The 18104-nt window shown below is 69.2% G+C and carries 19 protein-coding genes; 7 read left to right on the plus strand and 12 right to left on the minus strand.

From position 1 onward, the window contains the following. Window positions 1-5: 5 nt before the first annotated feature. On the minus strand, window positions 6-614 hold the full coding sequence (locus BLV57_RS28755) for a TetR/AcrR family transcriptional regulator (protein WP_091293968.1): 609 nt from the start codon (window positions 612-614) through the stop codon (window positions 6-8). A gap of 83 nt (window positions 615-697) precedes the next feature. On the opposite strand from BLV57_RS28755, the gene BLV57_RS28760 reads away from it, so the two are divergent. From BLV57_RS28760 to BLV57_RS28780, 5 genes are all read left to right on the plus strand, one after another. After that, window positions 698-1108 carry a MerR family transcriptional regulator gene (locus tag BLV57_RS28760; RefSeq protein WP_091293969.1) on the plus strand — a complete coding sequence of 137 codons (411 nt, stop codon included), beginning with the start codon at window positions 698-700 and terminating at the stop codon, window positions 1106-1108. Between the two features lie 50 nt (window positions 1109-1158). Continuing rightward, a complete protein-coding gene (locus BLV57_RS28765; protein WP_176968869.1) occupies window positions 1159-2079 on the plus strand; it encodes an aldo/keto reductase in 921 nt (306 codons plus the stop codon). A 12-nt stretch (window positions 2080-2091) separates the two neighbouring features. After that, entirely contained in the window at window positions 2092-3063 is a 972-nt protein-coding gene (locus BLV57_RS28770; protein ID WP_281244440.1) for an aldo/keto reductase, read from the plus strand. A gap of 167 nt (window positions 3064-3230) precedes the next feature. Beyond that, entirely contained in the window at window positions 3231-3914 is a 684-nt protein-coding gene (locus BLV57_RS28775) for a response regulator transcription factor (protein WP_425426048.1), read from the plus strand. After that, window positions 3911-5092 carry a sensor histidine kinase gene (locus tag BLV57_RS28780; RefSeq protein WP_091293974.1) on the plus strand — a complete coding sequence of 394 codons (1182 nt, stop codon included), beginning with the start codon at window positions 3911-3913 and terminating at the stop codon, window positions 5090-5092. The genes BLV57_RS28775 and BLV57_RS28780 overlap by 4 nt, the downstream gene beginning before the upstream one ends. Here BLV57_RS28780 and hisS read toward each other — a convergent pair. The 3 genes from hisS to BLV57_RS28795 are packed head-to-tail and all read right to left on the minus strand — an operon-like array spanning window position 5067 to window position 8498. Next, on the minus strand, window positions 5067-6338 hold the full coding sequence (hisS, locus tag BLV57_RS28785; protein WP_091293975.1) for a histidine--tRNA ligase: 1272 nt from the start codon (window positions 6336-6338) through the stop codon (window positions 5067-5069). The genes BLV57_RS28780 and hisS overlap by 26 nt on opposite strands. After that, on the minus strand, window positions 6331-7806 hold the full coding sequence (locus tag BLV57_RS28790) for an MFS transporter (protein WP_091293977.1): 1476 nt from the start codon (window positions 7804-7806) through the stop codon (window positions 6331-6333). Before BLV57_RS28790 ends, hisS begins: the two co-directional genes overlap by 8 nt. Further along, complete coding sequence (locus BLV57_RS28795; protein ID WP_091293979.1) at window positions 7803-8498, minus strand: LppX_LprAFG lipoprotein; 696 nt, start codon at window positions 8496-8498, stop codon at window positions 7803-7805. The genes BLV57_RS28790 and BLV57_RS28795 overlap by 4 nt, the downstream gene beginning before the upstream one ends. 53 nt (window positions 8499-8551) lie before the next feature. On the opposite strand from BLV57_RS28795, the gene BLV57_RS28800 reads away from it, so the two are divergent. Then, the gene (locus BLV57_RS28800; RefSeq protein WP_143047168.1) at window positions 8552-9850 is read left to right on the plus strand and encodes a hypothetical protein; all 1299 of its coding nucleotides are present in this window, start codon (window positions 8552-8554) and stop codon (window positions 9848-9850) included. A gap of 32 nt (window positions 9851-9882) precedes the next feature. Here the strand turns inward: BLV57_RS28800 and BLV57_RS28805 are convergent, their stop codons facing one another. The 5 genes from BLV57_RS28805 to BLV57_RS28825 all read right to left on the minus strand — a co-directional run bounded on the left by BLV57_RS28805 (window position 9883) and on the right by BLV57_RS28825 (window position 14697). After that, window positions 9883-10947: an MAB_1171c family putative transporter gene (locus tag BLV57_RS28805; RefSeq protein ID WP_091294265.1), complete on the minus strand. Its 1065-nt coding sequence runs from the start codon at window positions 10945-10947 to the stop codon at window positions 9883-9885. Window positions 10948-10976: 29 nt separating this feature from the next. Next, window positions 10977-11498: a M48 family metalloprotease gene (locus BLV57_RS28810; RefSeq protein WP_091293982.1), complete on the minus strand. Its 522-nt coding sequence runs from the start codon at window positions 11496-11498 to the stop codon at window positions 10977-10979. Further along, the gene (locus BLV57_RS28815; RefSeq protein WP_091293984.1) at window positions 11495-11893 is read right to left on the minus strand and encodes a helix-turn-helix domain-containing protein; all 399 of its coding nucleotides are present in this window, start codon (window positions 11891-11893) and stop codon (window positions 11495-11497) included. Before BLV57_RS28815 ends, BLV57_RS28810 begins: the two co-directional genes overlap by 4 nt. A gap of 322 nt (window positions 11894-12215) precedes the next feature. Next, on the minus strand, window positions 12216-12668 hold the full coding sequence (locus BLV57_RS28820; RefSeq protein ID WP_091293985.1) for a flavodoxin family protein: 453 nt from the start codon (window positions 12666-12668) through the stop codon (window positions 12216-12218). Window positions 12669-13068: 400 nt separating this feature from the next. Continuing rightward, complete coding sequence (locus BLV57_RS28825; RefSeq protein WP_091293987.1) at window positions 13069-14697, minus strand: phospho-sugar mutase; 1629 nt, start codon at window positions 14695-14697, stop codon at window positions 13069-13071. 30 nt (window positions 14698-14727) lie between these two features. Here BLV57_RS28825 and BLV57_RS28830 point away from each other — a divergent pair, with 30 nt between their 5' ends. After that, complete coding sequence (locus BLV57_RS28830; RefSeq protein WP_091293989.1) at window positions 14728-15861, plus strand: glycosyltransferase; 1134 nt, start codon at window positions 14728-14730, stop codon at window positions 15859-15861. A 66-nt stretch (window positions 15862-15927) separates the two neighbouring features. Here BLV57_RS28830 and BLV57_RS28835 read toward each other — a convergent pair whose 3' ends face one another. Genes BLV57_RS28835 through BLV57_RS28845 form a run of 3 tightly spaced genes read right to left on the minus strand, consistent with a single transcriptional unit; the run spans window position 15928 to window position 18096 of the window. Next, complete coding sequence (locus BLV57_RS28835; RefSeq protein WP_091293991.1) at window positions 15928-16707, minus strand: purine-nucleoside phosphorylase; 780 nt, start codon at window positions 16705-16707, stop codon at window positions 15928-15930. After that, on the minus strand, window positions 16700-17131 hold the full coding sequence (locus tag BLV57_RS28840) for an ABA4-like family protein (protein WP_091293992.1): 432 nt from the start codon (window positions 17129-17131) through the stop codon (window positions 16700-16702). The genes BLV57_RS28835 and BLV57_RS28840 overlap by 8 nt, the downstream gene beginning before the upstream one ends. Next, a complete protein-coding gene (locus tag BLV57_RS28845) occupies window positions 17131-18096 on the minus strand; it encodes a hypothetical protein (protein WP_091293994.1) in 966 nt (321 codons plus the stop codon). The genes BLV57_RS28840 and BLV57_RS28845 overlap by 1 nt, the downstream gene beginning before the upstream one ends. Window positions 18097-18104 lie beyond the last annotated feature (8 nt).

Consider the following 18104-nt stretch of genomic DNA (forward strand, 5'->3'; position numbering starts at 1 on the left):
GACGTTCACGCTCCGAAGACCTCGGGCTTGAGCCAGCCGCGGGCGTTGGCGCGCAGCGCGTCCGCGTAGCCGCGTTCGGGCTCGAACTCCGGCGGCAGGTTGCCGTTGAGCTCGAGGGTGACCAGGCCGTGCACGATGCCCCAGCAGCCGACCGCGATCGAGGTGGGCGGGACGTCGATGAACACACCCGCGTCGACGCCGATCTGGACGATCACCGCGAGCGCGTTGGCGGCGTCGGCGGCCAGGCGGACCGCTTCCTCGTTCGGCTCGAAGCCGGGCACCGACTTCGTGAACATGATCGGGTACAGGTGCGGGTCGGCTAGCGCGCTGGCCCGGTACGCCAAACCGAGCTGGACGAGGTCCTCGATCGGGTCACCCGTGCGGGGGACGGCGGCGAGGCGCCGTCCGAAACGCCGGAATCCCTCGATGTAGAGCGCGCTGACCAGATCCGGTTTGCTGCCGAAGAGCGAGTACACCGCGGTGGTCGACGTGTCGACGTCGGCGGCGAGTTTCCGCAGGCTCAGCGCCTTGGGGCCCTCGGTGGAAAGAAGCACGCCAGCGCGGTCGAGTAGCTTGACTCGCAAGGCTTCGTCGTGGGTCTTGGGGCGAGGCATGGCGGGAGTCTATCGCGGACGCTGTTACGGAACAGGACTTTCCTATTTGACCTGGAGCGCACTCCAGGTCGTACCGTCAGGGCATGAGCTACTCGATTGCGGAAGCCGCTCGCCGTAGCGGGTTGTCGATCGACACCCTGAGGTACTACGAGCGCATCAAGCTGCTGGATCCGCCCGCGCGGGACACGGCGGGCAGGCGTGCGTACTCCGACGCCGACCTCACGTGGCTCGAGTTCCTGACCAAGCTGCGTACCACCGGCATGCCGATCAAGAGCATGCGTGAGTACGCCTCACTGCGTCACCGTGGCACGGCCAGCGCGGGCCGTCGCAAGGCACTGCTGGTCGAACAGCGGCAGGCGGTCGCCTCGCGGATCGCCGAACTCCAGTCGTGCATGGAGATTCTCAACTACAAGATCGACAACTACGACCAGATCGAGCGCAAGCACCGCGACGTGCTGGGGCTCGAGCCTGTGGTGGAGGGATTGTCAGCGTGATCAAGAAGAAGCTGGGCGCGCTCGAGGTCAGCGCACAGGGGCTCGGCTGCATGGGGATGAGCCAGGCGTACGGGGTGCGCGACAACGACGACGAGTCGATCGCCACCATCCACCGCGCGCTGGAACTGGGCGTCACGCTGCTGGACACGGCGAACGTGTACGCCGACGGGGTCAACGAGGAACTGGTCGGCCGGGCCATCGCGGACCGGCGTGACCAGGTGGTGCTGGCGACGAAGTTCGGGATCACCTGGACCGACGAGGGCATGAAGGCACGCGGGGGCGCCGCCTACGTGAAGCAGTGCTGCGAGGACTCGCTGCGGCGCCTCGGCGTCGACCACATCGACCTCTACTACCAGCACCGCGTCGACCCCGAGACCATCGAGGAGACCTGGGGCGCGCTGGCCGAGCTCGCCGCCGAGGGCAAGATCCGGTACGCCGGGATCTCCGAGGCCTCGGTGGAGTCGATCCGGCGTGCGCACGCGGTGTTCCCGGTGACGGCGCTGCAGAGCGAGTGGTCGCTGTGGACCCGCGGCATCGAGGACGAGGTGCTGGGTGTCTGCCGTGAGCTGGGCATCGGGATCGTCCCGTTCTCGCCGCTGGGGCGCGGGTTCCTGACCGGGAACGTCACCTCGGTCGCCGACCTGCCCGCCGACGACATGCGCCGCAACCTGCCGCGCTTCGCCGAGGGGAACTTCGAGCGGAACATGGCGATCGTCGAGGCGCTGCGCGAGCTCGCCGCCGAGCGGGAGGTCACGGCCGGGCAGCTCGCGCTGGCCTGGGTTTCCAGCCACGGCGACGACGTCGTGCCGATTCCGGGCACCAAGCGCCGCAAATATCTCGAAGAGAACGTCGCCGCCGCAGGCATCGAACTGTCGGAGGCGGACATCAAGGCCATCGAAGACGCGGCGCCGCTGTCCGCGGTCGCCGGGGAGCGCTACCCCGAGTCGATCGCCCGCGCCTCCGGGAAGTAGGGAACCGTTTTGCTGGGGTCATTGGACGCCGGGGCCCTGGGCCTCGGCTGCATGGGCATGAGTGAGTTCTACGGCGAGGCCGACGAGACCGAGTCGATCGCCACCATCCACCGCGCGCTGGAGCTCGGGGTCCGGCTGCTGGACACCGCCGACATGTACGGCGTCGGCGCCAACGAGGAACTCGTCGGCCGCGCCATCGCGGACCGGCGCGACCAGGTCGTGCTGGCGACCAAGTTCGGCATCCGGCGCGATCCCGCGGACCCCACGGTCCGTGGCGTGCGCGGAGACGCGGCCTACGTGCGTGAGGCGGCCGAGGCGTCGCTGAAGCGGCTCGGCGTCGACCACATCGACCTCTACTACCAGCACCGGGTGGACCCGTCGACGCCGATCGAGGAGACCGTCGGCGCGATGGCTTCCTTGGTGGAGCAGGGAAAGGTGCGCCACCTCGGACTTTCCGAGGCCTCGGCCGAGACGATCAGGCGCGCGCACGCGGTGCACCCGATCACGGCCGTCCAGTCGGAATGGTCGCTGTGGTCTCGCGACATCGAGGCCGAGGTCGTGCCGGCCTGTCGTGAGCTGGGCATCGGGATCGTGCCGTATTCGCCGTTGGGGCGCGGGTTCCTGACCGGGCGTTTCCAGTCGCAGGCCGATTTCGCCGAGGGGGATTTCCGGCTGACGACCCAGCCGCGGCTGGCCGAGGGGAACTTCGAGAAGAACCTCGCCATCGTCGAGGCCTTGCGCGCGCTGGCGGCGGATCGTGGGGTCACCGCCGGGCAGCTGGCGCTGGCCTGGGTGCTGGCGCAGGGTTCCGACGTGGTGCCGATCCCGGGCACCAAGCGGCGGAAATACCTGGAGGAGAACGTCGCGGCGACCGGCATCGTGCTCAGCTCCGACGACGTGGCCGCCATCGAGGCCGCCTTCCCCGCCGACGCCGTGGCGGGCGAACGTTACCCCGAAGCGGCCATGAAGACGGTCAACCGCTGAGTGAGGTCGTGAGTGTTCCGGCCGGTTCTAACCGGTCTAAACACTCACGACCCATTTCGCTGAGCGGGACGCCGCGTTAGGCCGAATCGCCCAAGAACCTGACTGGTCTGAACCTTTCCGCCAAAGGAGGGGGTTAATTTCGCACTGACGCTGTCAGGATGAACGGCGTGCATGAAGTGGCAGACCCGTCCGGGCTCGCGCGCTTACTGCTGGTCGAAGACGATCGTGAGCTGGCCACGATCCTCGCGGGCATGTTCGCGGGCGAGGGGTTCAGCATCGATCTCGCCCACGACGGGCAGCGTGGCCTGCATCTCGGCCTGACCGGCCGGTACAACGTCATGGTCATCGACAGGAGGCTGCCAGGCGCGGACGGGCTCCGCCTGGTGTCGAGCCTGCGGCGCAAGGCGGTCACCACCCGCATCCTCGTGCTCAGCGCGCTCGGCGAGGTCCGCGACCGCATCGCCGGGCTCGAGGCGGGCGCCGACGACTACCTCGTGAAGCCGTTCGAGATGGACGAGCTGCTCGCGCGGATACGGGCGCTGTGCCGCAGGCATCTCGACGGGGCCGAATGCCTGCCGCTGGGCACCGCCGAACTCGATCTGCGGCGCCGTGAGGTCGTGCTGCCGCGGGGCAAGCGGGTTCCGCTGTCCGGCAGGGAATTCGAGCTGCTGCGCACGCTCGCGCAGCGCCCGGCCACGATCCACGCCAGGGACGCGTTGCGTACCAAGGTGTTCGCGGACACCACCGGAGAGTCCGTTGTGGACACTTATGTCTACTACCTGCGCCGCAAGCTCGGCCGCGGCGTGGTGCGGACCGTGCACGGGCTCGGCTACCAGATCGGCGCGCTGTGAACCGTGATCCCGAGTCGCGGATGCTCCGCCGGACGCGACGGGTGCTGACGGTGCAGATCTGGGCGGTCAGCTCGCTGCTGGTCGCCGTGCTCGGCGCGCTGGCGTGGATCGTGGTGCTCGACGGCCAGCACGAGACCGCCGAGCACACGATCGGCTGGTCGATCGGGCGCGGCGTCGGCGAGACCCCGCCCGGCTGCGTCTGGCTGTTCACCGAAGAGGGCCGCGCGCCGGCGGGCACGGCGCCGGCCGGAATGCCGCTGACCGGATCGTGGAACGCGGTGGCCGCCACCAGGAATCCCGTCGACGAACGGGTTTCCATGAACGGCACCGTCTACACCGTCCGCACCGAGATCAGGGACGGCCGGGTGGTGCAGGCCTTTTTCGACGAGCACTACCAAATCGCCGATCGCGAGCATCTGCTCACCGCGTTCCTCCTGGTCGAGGTGCTGGTGGTGGTGATCTCCGCGCTGGTCGGGCATTTCTTCGCTGGCCGCGCGATCCGGCCGCTCGGGGAGGCGCTGCGCAGGCAGCGCACGTTCGTCGCGGACGCCAGCCACGAGCTGCGCGCGCCGCTGACCAGGCTGCACACCCGCGCCCAGCTGCTGGCCAGGCGCGACCCCGATCCCGAGCTGGATCAGCTGGTCAAAGGCACCCGCGAACTCGGCGAAGTCGTCGAGGATTTGTTGCTTTCCGCGCAGCTGCAGGCGTCGAAGCCGCCGCTCGAACCGGTCGAAATGGGCTTGCTGGCCGAAGAAGCCGTCGCGGGCGAGGCGCCTCGCGCACGCGAGCGCGGGCTGCGGATCGAGCTGCATCGCGACGAGCGGCCGTATCTGGTCCGCGGCGTGCAGACGGCACTGCGGCGCGTGCTGACCGCGTTGCTGGACAACGCGATCGGCCACACCCCGCCGGGCGGGCTGATCGAGGTCCGGCTCGGCTTCACCGACGGCAGGCACGTGGAGATCAGCGTGCGCGACACCGGTGTCGGCTTCGAGCAGTCCGACGCGGAGCGGTTGTTCGAGCGGTTCGCGCGTGGCGAGCACGGCGACGGCAGGCGGTTCGGGCTCGGCCTCGCGCTGGTCCGCGAGGTCGTCGCCGGGCACGGCGGCACCATCTCGGCGCAGGGCGTGCCCGGAGACGGCGCCACCTTCACCCTCAGGCTTCGGTCACCAGGGGCTTGACGGCACCCGCCACAGCGTCGACGGCGACCTGGCGCTGCTCGTGGGTGAGCATCGAGCGGATGGTAACCGTTCCGGCGGCCCAGTCCTCCTGACCGACGATGACGACCACACGCGCGCCCGCCTTCTCAGCCCTTGTCAGCTCCTTGCCGAGCTTGCGCGGCTCCAGCGGCGTCGACGTGCGCAGCCCGGCTTGCCGCAGCTTCCGCGCGACAGTGCGCGCAGCGTCGGCTAACTCTTCGCTGACCGGCACGACCACCACGTCGACCTCGGCGCGCGGCTGCGGCAGCAGGTCGTGCGTGCGCAGGAAATCCAGGAGCGTGACGTCGCCGAGCGCGAACCCGAAGCCGGGAATCGGCTGCTCGGTGAACAGGTGCGACAGCGTGTCGAACGCGCCGCCGCCGAGCAGTGCGCGGCGATTCTCCGGCGAGGTGTCGTACACCTCGAACACCGTCGAGGTGTAGTACGGCAGGCCGCGCACGATCAGCGGGTCGTAGCGGACGAGTCCGGTGTCGAGCACCTTGCCCACAGTGGACGCCGCCTTGACCTCGTCGGGCAGCTCGTCGAACAACGCGGGCCCCGCGGTCAGCGTCTCGCTGAGCTTCTCGAACTGCTTGTCCGCGAGGCCGATCTCTTCGGCGGCCTGCGCGAGTTTCTCCTGCTCCGTCACTTCCCAGCGGTCGATCAGCGCGAGCACGAGCGGCAGATGCGGCAGCGAGATGCCGACGATGTCCGTGAGCGCGGACGCCAGCAGGTTCCGGTCGTTGACGCGGATGGTGAACAGGTCCTTCGTGGCGCCGAGCGCGGCCAGCAGATCGTGGATCAGCTCGAAGATCTCGATCTCGCGCGCGACACCCGCCGCGCCGAAGATCTCGACGTCGAGCTGCCAGTGCTCGCGCATGCGGCCGCGCTGCGGGCGCTCGTAGCGAAAGCAGGTCCCCTGGCTGTACCAGCGAACCGGGAACTGCAGCGACTTCGCGCTCGCCGCGACCGCGCGCGCCATCGACGGCGTCAGCTCGGGGCGCAGCGCGAGCTTGTTGCCGCCCTTGTCGGTCAGGGTGAACAGCTGCTGGTCCGACTCCCGTTCGTAGAGCTGCACCGGTTCGAGTGACGGGCCGTCGTAGCGGGCATAGCCGTAGCGCTCGACGACGTCGTGCAGCAGCCCGAACACCCGCGCGCGGACCGAGGCTTCGGCCGGGAGCAGGTCACGGGCGCCCTTGTAGGGCTCGCTAGACAGGAACTCAGGCACGCTTCGCAGCGTATCGGCTTCCTACCAGCACCGATACGCAAGCGCCCACCGCGCAGATGACACTCGTGATGACGAAAATCTCGCTGTACTCGGTGCGCAAGGCCTCCTTGACGGCGGCGGTGTACGCGCCGAGCGCCTGCTGGAACGCCTGCTCGTCCGGGAAAAGGAACGGGATCGGCGTGTTCAGCCCCTCGGTGAGACTGTGGAACCGGTGCAGGCCCCATGCCGAAAGCGCGGCCACCCCGACGAGCATCCCGGTCATCCGCGCGACGACCACGCCCGCGGACGCGACCCCGTGCTGATCGGGCGGCACGACCTTGAGCGCGGCCGCGGACAGCGGCGCGATCACCAGGCCGAGCCCGAGGCCGACGATCGCCAGGTCGGTGTCGAGCCGGGGGAGCCCGAGCGGGTAGCTCGCGTTCAGCACGTCGACCGACCAGCCCGAGATCAGCAGGTACCCGCCCGCCGCGATGAGCAGGCCGGCCGCGGCGACCCAGCGGTCACCGAACCGGGCCGCGAGCATGCCGCCCGCGACGGCGCCGACCGGCAGCGCGATGAGGAAACGCAGGAGCAGCAGCACACTGCCCTGGTCGTCCTTGCTCAGCAGGGTCTGCGCGAACAGGTCGACGTCGACGAGCGTGACCATCAGCGCGGCGCCGGCGGCGACGCTCGCGCCGAGCACCGCGAAGAACCGCTTGTCCTGGATGTCGAGCAGGCGCGTCTTGGCTCGGCGCTCCCAGAGCACGAACGCGGCGAGCGCGACGGCCGCGCCCGCGAGCGTCGGCCAGCCCCAGGCGGGCAGCACGTGCTCACGCGGGTTCGGGTTGTAGAGGCCGACCACGGCCAGGCCCAGCGCGACGGCCAGCAGCGAGCCGCCGGTGACGTCTATTTTGGACCGCTTGCCGTGCGTGTTCGGCACCGCGAACTGCACCGCGGCCATCGCCAGCAGCGCCAGCGGGACGTTCACCCAGAACACGCCACGCCAGCCCGCCGCGGCGGCCAGCCCGATGCCGTAAAGCGGCCCGAGCACGCTGCCGAGTTCCTGCGCGGCGCCGACCGCGCCGAGGATGGTGGTGCGCCGGTGCTCGGCCCAGAGGTCGGCGGCGAGCGCCATGGTCACCGGCAGCAGCGCGCCGCTCGCGGTGCCCTGGACGAGCCTGCCGATGGTCAGCAGCGGCACGTCACCGGCGAGCGCGGTGACGGCGGACCCGACCAGGAACCCGCCGAGGCACAGCTGCAGCAGCAGTTTCCGGCCGAACCGGTCGGAGGCCTGGGACAGCAGCGGCATCGCGGCCACGTAGCCGAGCAGGTAGCCGGTGACGATCGGGGTGACCTGCTCCAGCCGGTTCACCGGCACTTTCAGGTCGTCGATGATCTGCCGCAGTATCCCGATGACCACATAGGTGTCGAGCGCGCCGAGCAGGACCGCGAGGCCACCCGCTCCGATCGCGACGTGGCGACGGTTCACGCCGGCGGGGTGACCGTGACCGGCTTGTCCACATCGGACAGTGTCACGTCCACGCTGGAGTTGCTCGGCAGCACCGCGGTCGCCTTGACCGGCAGGTGTTTCCCGGCCTCGGCGAGCCAGAAGCTGACGAACGCGTCATCGGGCGCGCCGGGCAGCAGCTGACCCAGCACGTCCTTGGTCACCTTGCCGCTGACCTTGTACGCGGGCGTGCCGTTGACGTCCTCTTTGGCCTCGGTCTTGGGATTCTGGATGCTGGTGAGCACCTTCGCGATGCCGCGGTTCGGGTCGAGCACGGCCGACGGGTCGTAGATCGAGGCGCCGAGCGCGATCGGCACCTTCTGGTACGAGCCGGTCGGGCCCTTGATGTAGAGCGTCTCACCGGCGAGCGTGAACTCCACCTCGGTCAGCTGCCCGAACATCGAAAGCTTCCCGGTGCCCTTCGCACCGCCCTTGGAGCCACCCTCCTTGGTGAGGTCGCCGTCGAGCGACTGCACGGTCAGCCCGGCGATGTCGCCGTTGACCTTCAAGGTGAAGTGCGCGCTCTTGACCGCGCCGATCGCCTGCGCGGCGTCCGCGATCAACGGCCCCGCATCCGGCAGCTTCTCCTTGGCGGTGCCGCTGTCGCTGGAACAGCCGGTGACCAGCGCCGCGGTGACCGCGAGCGCCCCGAGCAGGGTTCGGCGCTTGAACATATTCAGCATCGTAGAACGCGCGCACCGGTTACCGTGGGACGCAGGGGTGAATTGTGAACAGTCAAGGGGAGAGATCAGGCCGCGCTTGGGTCGAGTTCGACGAACGAGCCCGTCGCGACGGCACGGAGCTGGGCAGTCTCGGCCGCGCGCTGGTGCCGTACGAGTTGCTCGACATGGTCTGCAAGGCGTCGTACCGAGACGGGTACATCCGCGAGAAGGCGGTCGCGCGCATGGAGGCGGCCGGGCGTGCCGAGTTGCTGCCCGCGTTGGCGTTGCGCGCGGCGGACTGGGTGCCTCAGGTACGCATCGCCGCCATGCGGGCGCTGGTGGAGAGCCTGCGTGCGGATCTGCTGACCACGGTTCCCGCGTTGCTGCCGGTCGCCGTTGCCGTCGGCGGGCGGTACCACGGACGCTGGCTGCTGGGCAATCTCGAAGACTTCGTACGGAACGGATCGCCGGAGCTGGTGGCCGCGTGTATGCGCGTCCCGGACGTGAAAGCCCGCCAAGCCGTCTCGGCGATCGTCTCGAAGCGACGGTCTGTCGAGGAACTGGTGGACACCGCGCTGACCGATCGGGACACGCTGATCCGGCTGCAGTGCGCCAAGGACGCGGTGCGCCGGTCGCCGGACGCGGCGGCGATCCTGTTGCGGCGCGGGGCTTCCGGTGTTCGCGCGGTGGCGCTTCGTGCGCTTGCTGATCGCGTCGACGTGCTCGAGGCCGCTCTCGATGACCGAAACGCTCTCGTGCGGCTGATCGCGCAGTACCTGTTGACACGTGCGGGTGGCGACCCCGTGGCGCGCTATCGGGATCTGGTCACGGCCGGGGATCCGCCGTCGGTCGGCGCGCTGGCCGGGCTCGCCGACGTCGGCACGCCCGAGGACAGTTCGCTGGTGCTGCCGTGGCTCGCGCATCCGCTTCCGCGTGGACGCGCGGAGGTCGTCCGTGCGCTGCGGCGGTTCCGCAAGGTCGATGTGCCGACGCTGGTGCCGTTGCTGACCGATTCTCCGGCGGTCAGCCGCCAGGTGGTCGCCGCGCTGACCGACCACGCCGCCTTGGTCGACGAGGACTGGTTGTGGTCGCTGATCGACTCCGACGTGGCGCCGTACGTCCGGATCGGCGCGCTGCGGCTGTTGCGCGAGCGGGGTTCGTGGGAGCAGGCGATCACCGACCTGCGCGTGGCGGTCACCCGCGACGACGACCTGGCCCGCGTCGCCCGCGAAAGCCTCGCCCACGGCTACGGCGAGCGCCTCGCCTATCTCCAGCCACGCCCGGCCCAACGGGCTCGCCTGGACGCACTGCTCGACCGCGCGTCCCCCGAGCTGGCGGGTTACCTGAGGCCTTGGTTGTCGTGAGTGTTTTGGCCGGTTAGAACCGGCCGTACCACTCACGACCTCAGAGCGGCGGAAAGGGCGAGCAGGGGCTGGACGTCGGTCTCGATGTCGCCGCCGCCGGGAAGCACCAGGTGCGCGCGGTGGTCGGTTTCCTCGCCGGAGGCGTGGCGGGCGAGTGCCGAGCGGAGTTCGGCCGCGGCGCCGTCCGGGTTGGCCGTGGCCAAGGTCGTGAGATCGCCTTCGAGGTAGGGGCTGAGCTGGACGAGCCCGTCGCGGATCTCGATCACGCGCCGATAGAAGCGCCGGTGCGCGCCGCGCGGGCGTGGACCGGAGTTCAGCACGATGTTCGGGTAGGCCTCGACCAGCACCGTCCACAAGGGACTCAAGCGTTCGTACTGGATGCGGTGGCTGCGACGGCGGCGCAGCGCGTCGATCCGCGCGCGCACGCCGGGATAGGTGATGCCGGACAGGAAAAGCAGTGCGCCGACGATCACCAGGATGATGCCCAGCGTCAACAGGATCTGCACGGTCGGGCCGAACACCCACGCGATGATGATGTACAGCGCGCGTACGCCGGCGCCCAGCGCGAGCGAGGCCATCCCGGCGCCCGCGATGCGCAGGCCGACCGAGAGGTTGCGGTCGGCCGTGCGCTGGTAGCGCAGCATCCAGCGGAAACACGCGACCAGCCCGTAGAACATGTACAGCCCGGCGCCGAGGTAGAACACCGCGAAGCTGGCGATGTGCACGTTGTCCTTGTTGAGCGACTGGCCGCGGATCTCGGCGGGCATGGCGGCCAGCGAGACCGTCAGCAGCACGAGCACCGCGCCCAGCGGGATCAGCTCGACGGCCACCCGGCGGTAACGCTGCGGGCCCAAAGCCGAGCCGAGGAAGAAGATCAAGAGCGCGCAGAGGCCCGTGGTCAGCACGACATTGCTGACGAGCCTGCTCACGCCGTTGCCCGCGAAGCCGTCGATCCAGTCGTCGACGACCTTCTGCTGGGTCAGGAAAGAGCCAAGGAAACAGGCGATCGTGATCATCACGGCCCACGCGGGCAGACTGCGCGGGGTCCGTTTGATCTGGTAGATCCGCCACCCGAGAGCGACGGCGAACAGCACCATGCCAACGACGTTGATGGGACTGAAAAGGCTCACAGCCACCCTTGATGGTCGCCGAGTGTGCCCTGGATTCGGCGGAGATCATGGTCCTGGGCACGCTGCGGAATCGTGTAGTTCAAGACCGCGGCCCATTCGAGGATGATCGTGGCGACGGTCTCGGCTTCCCATTCGTGGGCCTCATCGTAGGAGGTCCGGCGCAATGCGCGGCCGATGGCGTCGCTGTCGATGTCCGGTGGCAGTCCCGGCAGGAAGTCGCCGGGTTCGGCGTCACCGCCGGGATGATGATCGGCGAGGATGTGCCCCAGCTCGTGCAGGATGATGTGATCCTGGTGCGATTTGGTGGTTTCCTGCTGGTAGAAGATGTAGTCGGCGCTCGGCGTGGCGATCCAGCAGCCGAACGGCCCCGGCACCTCGAGCGGATAAGGCATCAGCCGGATCGGCTTGCCACGCTGCTCGCCGAGGCGTGCGCAGAGCTGGACTACATCGAGCGGCGGCTCGATGTCGAGCTGTTTGAGCAGCCTGCGGCACCGCTTGCGAAGCTGCCGTTCGTTCATGGCTCTTCGGTCTTGTGCCGTTCGGCGCGCTCGTACCGTTCGACGAGGTCGAGCAGGTCCATCACCTGGCGCCTGCCCTCGGGGGAGAGCTCCTGCGCCCGCATCGCCATCAGCTTCGCCTCGCCGCGCGCGGGCTCCGGCTCGGCCTGCACCCCGTCGAAGAAGTACGTGACCGGCACGCCGAACAGCTTCGCCAGCGCCTCGACATAGTGGATCTTCGGGTTGATGCGCTTGCCCGTCGCCAGCTGCTGGATGTACGCCGACGACATCGCCGGGCCGCCCGCCGCCTCGATGGCCGAGGACATCTCGCGGTAGCTGTGCGGGGCTTCCCCGTTCGCGCGCGCCGCGTCGATCAGGGCGCTCAGCTTCGTGGCGAACGTCTGCTCGTCGGTCACGTCCGCCTCCTTCCCTCAGTAGCCGCAGTGTAACGCGGAGCCATCCGTACACGTATGTTGACAGATTTCGTATGCAGTGGTTTACGGTGTGGTGACTCGCCGCCCTCGGCGGGCGCAACCCCTGCTCGACCCCGCATTCCGCACCCTGGGGGTGCGCGGAAGCAACATCAGGGGGTGTTCCCCTCGTGCGCGGCCGGGTGGATGTAGTACGCTCTTGGTGTCGAGGTTGATCGTCTTCAGACGAACCCTTGACCATCGGCCTGTTGCCGGAGGTCGACCCCCAGGGCTTCCGGTGACAGGCCCCCTTATTTTCCGGGGTCTGTTAGGGCATCAGCCCAGCTCCGAGCGTCGCACCCAGTTCCCAGCAGGCCGCAAGATCATCCTTCGACGGCTCCCCGGTGACGAGCACGGGCGCCGCCGCCTTTTCCCAACCCAGTCCAGTTGTAATGGATTCGATCCCCCGCACGGTCCCCGACAGGTCACTGTTGCCGTGCACGTAGAAGCCGAACGGCCTCCCCCGCGTCGCGTCCAGGCAGGGGTAGTAGACGGTGTCGAAGAACACCTTGGCCGCGCCGCTCATGTACCCGAGGTTCGCGGGCGTGCCGAGCAGGATCCCGTCGGCGGCGAGCACATCGCTCACGGTCGCGCCCAGCGCGGGCCTGCGCACGACGTCGACACCCTCGATCTCGGGATCGGTCGCGCCGGAGACGACGGCCTCGAACATCGCCTGCGTCGACGGCGAAGGCGTGTGATGCACGATCAGCAAAGTGGGCACGATCGGGGAGCCTGCCCGCCCTTCCGATCACACGCAAGATGGGTAATGAGGGAAGACCGGAAGTGTGCCCGCGCGAGTGGTAACTCCACTGCATCTAACGGAGCAGAGGTACCACTCGCGCAAGCTTTTCAGGCTAGAGCGAGGGGATCCCGACCCGCGCAGATAAGTGCGCATGGAGCACCACCCGGGAAGTGCTCGGCAAACGCTTGCGCCGCAAGGGCGACCCAGACTCCACCTGACATGGAAGGCCAAGGTGGCGCGCAGGCGCGGGATTTAGCGGGCTTTATCCCGGCTTGGGGCGTGAGTGTTTCGCGAGTGGAGGAATCTGGCCGTTCAATGGCCAGATTCCTCCACTCGCTTCACGTCCGGCTCCGGCCTGACTCGGCGGGTGCGACGATCCTCAGGCGAAGAGGGCCTCGACGTCGGCGCGCAAGGCCGCCAGACGCTTGGCCGCCGCATCCCGAGCTTCGGCAAGCTCGCCCGTCACGGGTTCCTTCACCTGAAGGTAGGCCTTCAGCTTCGGCTCGGTGCCCGAAGGTCGGATGACCACTCGAACGCCCTCGCCGAGCAGCCGCAACCCATCCGTCTCCGGCAGCAGGTCCGTCAACGTCACGTCGACCCCACCCAAGGCGGCGGGCGGCGCGGCGCGCAGGCCCGCCATCAACTGGCCGCGGACCGAAAGATCCGTGACGCGCAAGGAAACCTGGTCCGTCAGGTGCACCCCGTGCTGGACGTAAAGCTCGTCCAGCACCTCCGGCAAGGTCCGGCCCGCCGCCTTCAAGCTTGCCGCGTAACCCGCCGCCAGCACCGCCGCCGCGATTCCGTCCTTGTCACGCACGAACGCGGGGTTCACGCAAAGGCCCAGCGCCTCTTCGTAGGCGAAGACCAGGCCTTCGCCGGCGCGGGCGAGCCACTTGAAGCCGGTCAGCGTCTCCTTGTAGCGGGCGCCGTGTGCTGCCGCGATCTCGCCGAGCATCGACGACGAGACGATCGTGGTGGCCACCAAGGGATCCGGAGCCTCCACAGTGGACAGAATATGCGAGCCGAGCAGCACGCCCGTTTCGTCGCCACGCAGCATCCGCCAGGTGTCGCCGACCCGGACACCCAGCGCGCAGCGGTCGGCGTCGGGGTCGAGCGCGATGGCGAGGTCGGCGTCCACTTCGGACGCTAGCGCCAGCAGAAGGTCCGTGGCGCCAGGCTCTTCCGGGTTGGGGAAGGACACCGTGGGGAAGTCGGGGTCGGGTGTGGACTGGGCGTCGACGAGCGTCAGGTCCGTGAAACCGGCGCGCTCGAAGGCCTTGCGCAGGGTTTCCGCGCCGACGCCGTGCAACGCGGTCGCGACGACCTTGAGCGAGCGCTCGGGGCCGCGCGGCAGCGACGAAACCCGGTCCAGGTAAGCGTCGACCAGGTCGACGGTCACCGCGCCCGCGGACCGGGGCACCGACACCGCGCCGGGTGTGGCTTCGATCGCGCGCTCGATCTCGCCGTCCGACGGCGGGACGATCTGCGCGCCGGAAGCGTCGTAGAGCTTGTATCCGTTGTCGGCCGGTGGGTTGTGCGAGGCGGTGATCTGCACGCCAGCGACCGCGCCGAGTTCCCGGACCGCGAACGCCAGCACCGGCGTCGGGAGCGGACCGGGCAGTGTCTTCACGGCGAAACCGGCCGCGGACAGCACTTCCGCGACGGCCGTGGCGAACGCTTCGGAGCCGTGACGGGCGTCACGGCCGACGACGACCGTGCCACCGGAATGACCGTGCGCCTGCAGCCAGGTCGCGACGCCGGCGGTGGTGCGCGTGACCACGGCGACGTTCATGCCGTTCGGGCCCGCACGAACGGGGCCGCGCAGGCCTGCCGTGCCGAATTCGAGTGGTCCGGACATGCGGTCGGCGAGGTCCTCCAGCGCCGCGGCCTCGCCGCCCATCGCGCGGGCGAGCACGGCCTGCAGCTCGGCGCGGGAGTCGGCGTCGGCGTCGTCGGCGATCCAGCGAAAGGCCTTGTCGCGCAGCGCTGGCGTTAATGCGGTGGTCACCGGCTCAGCGTACGGGGTACGTTGTAAAGGGTGAAATTGTTGTTCACCTCTCTGGGGTCACACGGTCATACCTATCCCTTACTCCCGCTCGCCGTCGCCGCCCGCAAAGCCGGGCATGAGGTCATTTTCGCGACAGGTGAAGCACTTCTGCCGGGCCTGCGCAAGGCCGGACTGGACACCGCCCCCGTCACCATCGACATCTCCAGCGGATTCGCCGCCGTCGTCGGCGACGGCCCCATGCCACCGCCCGAAGACGAGCTGCCCGGCATCGTCGCCAAGGTCTTCGGCGACGCGTTACCGAGGCTGGCCGTCGAAAAACTGAAGCCGGTACTCGAAGCCGAACAGCCTGATCTCGTCGTCTACGAATCCGGCAATCCCGGCGGCGGGTTCGCCGCCAAGCTGGCCGGGATTCCCGCCGTGGCACACGGTTTCGGCCGGGTTTCCGTCGGCGACCTCACCGACAGCATCTCGAAGCCGCTGGTGGCGTACGCCGCCGAACTCGGCATCGAGCTGGCCTCGCCGCTCATGATCGGCGACCCGTACATCGACATCTGCCCGGAATCGGTGCAGGCGCCCGATTTCATGGCCGGCAACGAGCGCATCCCGCTCCGCCCGGTCGGCTGGAACGAACCCGGCGAGCTGCCGGGGATCGTCGATGAGGACGAGCCGTTGGTCTACCTGACCCTCGGTACCGCGTTCGGCAACGTCGACGTGCTCAAGGGCGCGATCGAGGGCCTCGCCAAGCTGCCGGTCAACGTGCTCGTCGCGGCGGGCCCCTCCGTCGACGTCGACGCGCTCGGCGGTGTGCCGCCGAACGTCCACCTGGCGGCGTGGGTGCCGCAGGCCGACCTGCTGCCGCACGTCGCGCTCGTCGTCCACCACGGCGGCAGCGGCACCACGCTGGGCACGTTCGGCGCCGGTCGCCCGCAGCTCGTCATCCCGCAGGGCGCCGACCAGTTCACCAACGCCGAAGCGGTGCTCGCCGCGGGCGTCGGAACGCGGTTGCTGCCGGACGAGTTCACCGCCGAGGCCGTCTACACCCAGGCCAAAGCCTTGCTGGCGGACGAAACCATCCACGCGGCCGCGAAGCGTCTCGCCGAAGAGGTCGCGTCGATGCCGTCACCCGAGGACGTCGCGGCTCAGCTCCCGGCTTACGCCCGCTAACGCAAAACGGGATTTAGCGGGCTTTATCCCGGGAAAGCATCCGGGATAAAGCCCGCTAAATTCCAGCTAGGCCCGCGCGACCAGATCGCGCAGCAGGGTCCCCATGCGGGTCGCCGAAGCACGGCCCGCCTCGAGCACCTCTTCGTGGTTCAGCGGCTCCCCGGTGATCCCCGCGGCCAGGTTCGTCACCAGCGAAAGCCCGAACACCTCGACGCCCGCGGCCCGCGCCGCGATCGCCTCGAGCACGGTCGACATGCCGACCAGGTCCGCGCCCATCGTGCGGAGCATGCGGATCTCGGCCGGGGTCTCGAAGTGCGGGCCGGGCAGCCCGGCGTAGACACCCTCGGCCAGCGTCGGGTCGATCTCCTGGGCGAGCGCGCGCAGGCGCGGCGAGTACAGGTCCGTCAGGTCGACGAAGTTCGCGCCGACGATCGGGGAGCGCGCGGTCAGGTTCAGGTGATCCGAGATCAGCACCGGCTGACCGACCGAGAAACCCTCACGCAGCCCACCGGCCGCGTTGGTCAGCAGCACGGTCTTCGCGCCTGCCGCGGCGGCGGTGCGCACGTTGTGCACCACCGGGTCCATGCCCTTGCCCTCGTACAGGTGCGTGCGGCCGAGCAGCACCAGCGCGTGCTTGTCGCCGATCTTCACCGACCGCGCGGTGCCGCCGTGGCCGACGGCGCCCGGCGTGACGAACCCCGGCAGCTCGCCGAGCGGGATCTCCGCGGTCGGCTCGCCGATGACGTCGGCGGCGGGGCGCCAGCCGGAGCCCAGCACCACCGCGATGTCGTGTTGGGCGACGCCGGTCCGTTCGGCGATGACGGCGGCGGCTTCGTTCTCACTCATGAACCGCAGCGTATCCGGGCTCGCTGCGTGACCGTTCCCGTACAGCCAGGAACACGAGCAGCCCGATGGGGGACAGGAAGATCGTCAGCAACAGGATCAGGCTCACGAGTACCGGGTGGATGCCCCGCTCGCGGCCCTGCAGGTACATCCACCTGCCGATGAACAGGTCGAACGCGACCACATGCGCCCAGATGGCGGCCGCGCCGTACGGCTGGGCCAGAAACGCCTGCAGCGCACCGAGATCCGGCCTGGACACGACCGTCCACAGTTCACCGAAGTGCGGCACCACGAACCAGAAGTACGAGATCAGCGGCAGCGTGGTCACCCACGGCGAGGCGACGAGTTTGCGCGTCCACCCCCAGGAGGGCGCGAGGATCATCACCGCCCAGAACGGCGCCGCCAGGTAGAAGGCCAAGTCGAACATCACGCCGCCACCAGATCACGGTCGTCGGCCGGGGTCGAGACGGCCCACAGGCCGCCGATCACCGCGAGCCCGGTGAGGCCGGCCAGCGCCAGCCAGGTCAGCCCGTCCGGGTGAATCAGCGACTGGCCGCGCAGCGCCTGCCAGGTCACCAGCCCGGTCAGCCCGGCGTAGAACCCCGATGCGACGAACACCAGCCGCAGCCTGGCGACGTCCGAACGCAGCCGCGGGATCCGGGTGGCCAGCACGCCGAGCAGCAGCACGAACAGCGGCAGCGCCTGCAGCGCGTGCATGCCGACGAAGTGCGGGATCCGCAGGTCGCCGCCGGTGGAACTCCAGCCGGTGATCGGCATGATCGGCCCGCCGTCCTCGACGCCGACGCTGTGCGCGCCGATGAACGTCGGCGCGGCGCCGCTCTTCATGGTCGCCATCTGCCGCGCGGTCGGGCTGGTCATCAGCTGGCCGAGGCCCAGCCCGATCACCGAGATCAGCCCGCCGAGCCGGATCGCCCACCGCGACGCCGCGTCGGCGATCTTCGCCCGGAACATCAGCGCGGTCAGGATCAGCGTGAACACCCACAGCACGGCGATCGACGAGCCCATGATCACCCAGAGCGTCGCGTCGAAGCTGTTGGCCACGTTGAAGTGCATGGCGTGCCCCCGCACGGCCTGCACGAGCAGCAACGCGTACTCGAGGAACAGGATCGCGACGATCCCGGTCGACAGCCGGTTCGCCCACTTCCGCTTGGGCAGAAGCGAAACCATCCATCCCCAGGTCAGCCCGTAGATACCGATCGAGACCGCGAACTTGAACGGCTTGAGCCAGATGGGCGCGCCGATCAGCACCCGGTCGTCGAACAGCAGGCCGCCGATGCTCACGACGGTCATCACCGCCATCGCCGCGGCCAGGACCATCATCGGCCGATGCCAGGTCGCCGTGCGTCGCAGCAGGTCACGCGCTGTGGACATGTCGTGTC

This window comes from Amycolatopsis xylanica (assembly GCF_900107045.1).
GTDB classification, from domain to species: Bacteria; Actinomycetota; Actinomycetes; order Mycobacteriales; family Pseudonocardiaceae; genus Amycolatopsis; species Amycolatopsis xylanica.

Coding starts and splice junctions, on each gene's coding strand:
- BLV57_RS28755 (WP_091293968.1), bottom strand. CDS start 614: ATGCCTCGCCCCAAGACCCACGACGAAGCCTTGCGAGTCAAGCTACTC.
- BLV57_RS28840 (WP_091293992.1), bottom strand. CDS start 17,131: ATGTTCGACTTGGCCTTCTACCTGGCGGCGCCGTTCTGGGCGGTGATG.
- BLV57_RS28765 (WP_176968869.1), top strand. CDS start 1,159: ATGGGGATGAGCCAGGCGTACGGGGTGCGCGACAACGACGACGAGTCG.
- BLV57_RS28805 (WP_091294265.1), bottom strand. CDS start 10,947: ATGGTGCTGTTCGCCGTCGCTCTCGGGTGGCGGATCTACCAGATCAAA.
- BLV57_RS28835 (WP_091293991.1), bottom strand. CDS start 16,707: ATGAGTGAGAACGAAGCCGCCGCCGTCATCGCCGAACGGACCGGCGTC.
- BLV57_RS28810 (WP_091293982.1), bottom strand. CDS start 11,498: ATGAACGAACGGCAGCTTCGCAAGCGGTGCCGCAGGCTGCTCAAACAG.
- BLV57_RS28845 (WP_091293994.1), bottom strand. CDS start 18,096: ATGTCCACAGCGCGTGACCTGCTGCGACGCACGGCGACCTGGCATCGG.
- BLV57_RS28795 (WP_091293979.1), bottom strand. CDS start 8,498: ATGTTCAAGCGCCGAACCCTGCTCGGGGCGCTCGCGGTCACCGCGGCG.
- BLV57_RS28760 (WP_091293969.1), top strand. CDS start 698: ATGAGCTACTCGATTGCGGAAGCCGCTCGCCGTAGCGGGTTGTCGATC.